This window comes from Candidatus Hydrogenedentota bacterium (assembly GCA_012523015.1).
Lineage (GTDB): Bacteria > Hydrogenedentota > Hydrogenedentia > Hydrogenedentales > CAITNO01 > JAAYBJ01.
Genome location: JAAYJI010000105.1, coordinates 1 through 2,854, shown reverse-complemented (window position 1 = coordinate 2,854; position 2,854 = coordinate 1). Strand labels below are relative to the sequence as shown.

General features: G+C 50.7%; 4 protein-coding genes. All 4 read right to left on the bottom strand.

Translation table 11 applies throughout. From position 1 onward, the window contains the following. Nucleotides 1–749: alpha/beta fold hydrolase (locus tag GX117_04485; protein NLO32600.1), on the bottom strand; the 749-nt coding region annotated here is incomplete at its 3' end. A 49-nt stretch (nt 750–798) separates the two neighbouring features. Further along, the gene (locus tag GX117_04480; GenBank protein ID NLO32599.1) at nt 799–1,113 is read right to left on the bottom strand and encodes an SCP2 sterol-binding domain-containing protein; all 315 of its coding nucleotides are present in this window, start codon (nt 1,111–1,113) and stop codon (nt 799–801) included. Nucleotides 1,114–1,331: 218 nt separating this feature from the next. Continuing rightward, nucleotides 1,332–2,432, bottom strand: a complete 1,101-nt coding sequence (gene rsgA / locus GX117_04475) for a ribosome small subunit-dependent GTPase A (protein NLO32598.1) — start codon at nt 2,430–2,432, stop codon at nt 1,332–1,334. 73 nt (nt 2,433–2,505) lie between these two features. Then, on the bottom strand, nt 2,506–2,854 hold a 349-nt coding region (locus GX117_04470), incomplete at its 5' end, for an HPr kinase/phosphorylase (protein ID NLO32597.1).

Here is a 2,854-nt window from a genome sequence, read left to right as displayed (position 1 = left end):
GACTGTATGATTTGCCGCAGCCAAGTCGTAATGTAATGAATTGCTTCGGGGTGAATGGCGAAAATTTCGCTTCCTTGAGCTGAACCGGTCCACGTGCGCAACTCCGCAAAGACAGGTGCAGCCGCTTTTAATGCGGAAACTGTCATGGCGCTGTAAGCATCATCTTCACACGCCACAAGCAAGACAGGGCAGTCCTTTAATTTTTTTATTTCATCGAGACTGGTAATGCCTTTATAGTCGAGACCGGGGGAGAGCATTACGACCGCTTGTATTTGCGGATCTTCCAAGGCATAGCGAAGTGCCAGATTAGCGCCCAACCCTTCACCAATGACAGCCAGATTGTCGGGATCTGCACCGGCTTCCAAGAGACAGTTTTTCGCGGCTTTTAGGTCATGGAGCGTATTAGAAAGATCATCTGTTGAAAGTGCAGAATAATGGAGGGCAGTTTTTCCCTGCATACGGCTGCCGCCATGACCCCGAAGATCTACCGCTGCCGTCATGATCCCCCCTTGCTGAAGGGCAGCGGCAAAGCCATCCCAAACATGGTGATCCGCCCCAAAGCCATGCACTAAAATCAGCCCGGGCGCTTTGTCAGGCACAGCAGGGAGAAGAAGAGAGACCAATAGGGAAACACCATCTTCCGACAGGCACCGCTCTTCATTATTTCCTTTTTCATGTGCACGGGGGGCACAGGCGCTCATCAGGAACAGCCCCGTTATGATCAATGCAATCGTTCTTAGCTTTTTCATAAAAAGAAGGCCTTCCACAGGAAGAAGGCCTTGGAGATGTCGTTTCGATTTAGCCAATGTTGAACACGGATCCGAGCTTCAGCGCCAACTGCATGTCGCCTTTCAGTTTCAGTTTGCCCGTGAGGAAAGCCTGTTGCGAATTGAGCGTGCCGCCGGTCATGGCAAGAAAATCTTCCGGCGTCATGGTCAATTGAATATTTGCGCCTTCTACAGCGCCCTCACTCACCGCCACATTACCGTCACTGATTGATACGGTATAGACTTCTTCGCCGAGATTGAATTGAAAGATCGAATTCATACCCTGGATTTTTTCCGTGTCTACACGCTCGTCCAATCCGTCAAAAAATGCTTTTACATCCGACATGTACATACCCTCCGTTGCTGCGATCCTAATTACTCGGCCCCGTCGCGCCTTACATCGGGGCAATTTCTTTACCTAACCGTCGGTATAAACCAAAGGACATTATAAAACACGGTGTACACCAACAAGGTTATCATACAATATCGCATATGCAGATGCAAGATATAAAGGCGCATTTTGCTGCCTTTTCCGGATGGGGGAGCCCGGCGCCCGACACGGGGCTATGGCTGGCGCTTTTCTGCGTCCAAATCACTGCGCAGACGGCAATAGGATTCATAACGTGCTCGGGGCAGGCTTCCTGCTTCGACAGCCTCTTTCACGGCGCATTCGATTTCATGGATGTGGGTGCAATTTCTAAATTTGCAGCTCATGCTTGTTGCTGCGATTTCCGGAAAATAAAAAGCGATTTCTTCGGGTTCAATATTCCACAATCCCAGTGCACGGAGTCCCGGCGTATCAATGATGTGTATATCATCATGAAGCTCATAGAGCACGGATAAGGTCGTGGTGTGTCTGCCCCGCCGGGTTGCCTCGCTCAAGCTCTGGGTTAGGATTTTGAGTTCAGGATCCATGGTGTTGAGAATGGACGATTTGCCCACGCCGCTATGCCCTGCGAGTACACTGGTCTTCCCGGTCAATTTATCGCGTAATGCAGCGATACCTTCGCCGGTCACACAGCTGGTGCGACAGATACCAATTCCCAATTCTCGGTAGAAACGCATCTCCGGCGGCTCTTCCTCTACAAGATCAATTTTATTGAGACAGAGCACAGGTTCCACACCGCCTTGCTGCCCCACCACAAGAAAGCGGTCTACGAGCCCGGGGCGGAAGGGGGGCGACGTCGCAGCGGCGACAATGACGAGCACATCCACATTGGCGGCAATAATCTGACGCTCCAGCCGGCCATGTTTGCCTGCGCATTTCGCCAAGCTGGTTTGCCGGGGGGCAATAGCGCGTACCACATGGTCTTCCCCTTCAAGTTCGACAAAGACGCGGTCGCCGGGCGCCAACAAGGATTCCTCTTCTTCGACAAGACGTTCATCTATTTTACATAAAAGCGTATCGTCTGCACTGGGCTGGCGGTGGGGATCTGCATCCGTTTTTTTAACAAAGGCCCATTTTCTGGAATGACTGACTACGACGGCATTGGGGGGGACATCCGTGGGCAGCGGATCTTCTACATCAGCATGTTGAACTAACTTACTTTGTGCGCGTCGGTGTCGAGACAGATCATGGGAAAAATCAGCATCGGGATTCTGTTCCCAATCGCGGGTTCGTACACTGCTTCTTCTTTTTTTTCCCGGTCGTTTATGTTTACTCATAATACTTTATAAGGGGCGCCAATAGGCAGAGGGGGCGTATTAGCGAAAGGTTGTACGGACAGATAAAGTGTGGTCATAGTCCCATTTGTTTGTTTCGACTGGAAACATTTTTATCCAATTGATCGGCGGAACTGATGCCCATTTCTTTCAGACGCTGATTCAATGCGGCAACTTCAATAATGATTCCCACGTTTCTGCCCGGTTTCACGGGTATACGCATGTGGTGGATCCGAACGCCTAAAATTTCAACGTACTTCTCTGACATGCCCAGCCGATCATAATCGGTCTTTTCATCCCAATCTTCCAGCTCGGCCACCATACCGATACGTTTAGAATTGCGGACACTGCCCACGCCAAAGATGGAGCGCACATCAATAATGCCCACCCCACGGATCTCCATATGGTGGTGGATAACAGGATTC

Bases quoted from the DNA above. Each gene is read 5' to 3' on its own strand.
- rsgA (NLO32598.1), bottom strand. From the start codon at position 2,432: ATGAGTAAACATAAACGACCGGGAAAAAAAAGAAGAAGCAGTGTACGA.
- GX117_04480 (NLO32599.1), bottom strand. From the start codon at position 1,113: ATGTCGGATGTAAAAGCATTTTTTGACGGATTGGACGAGCGTGTAGAC.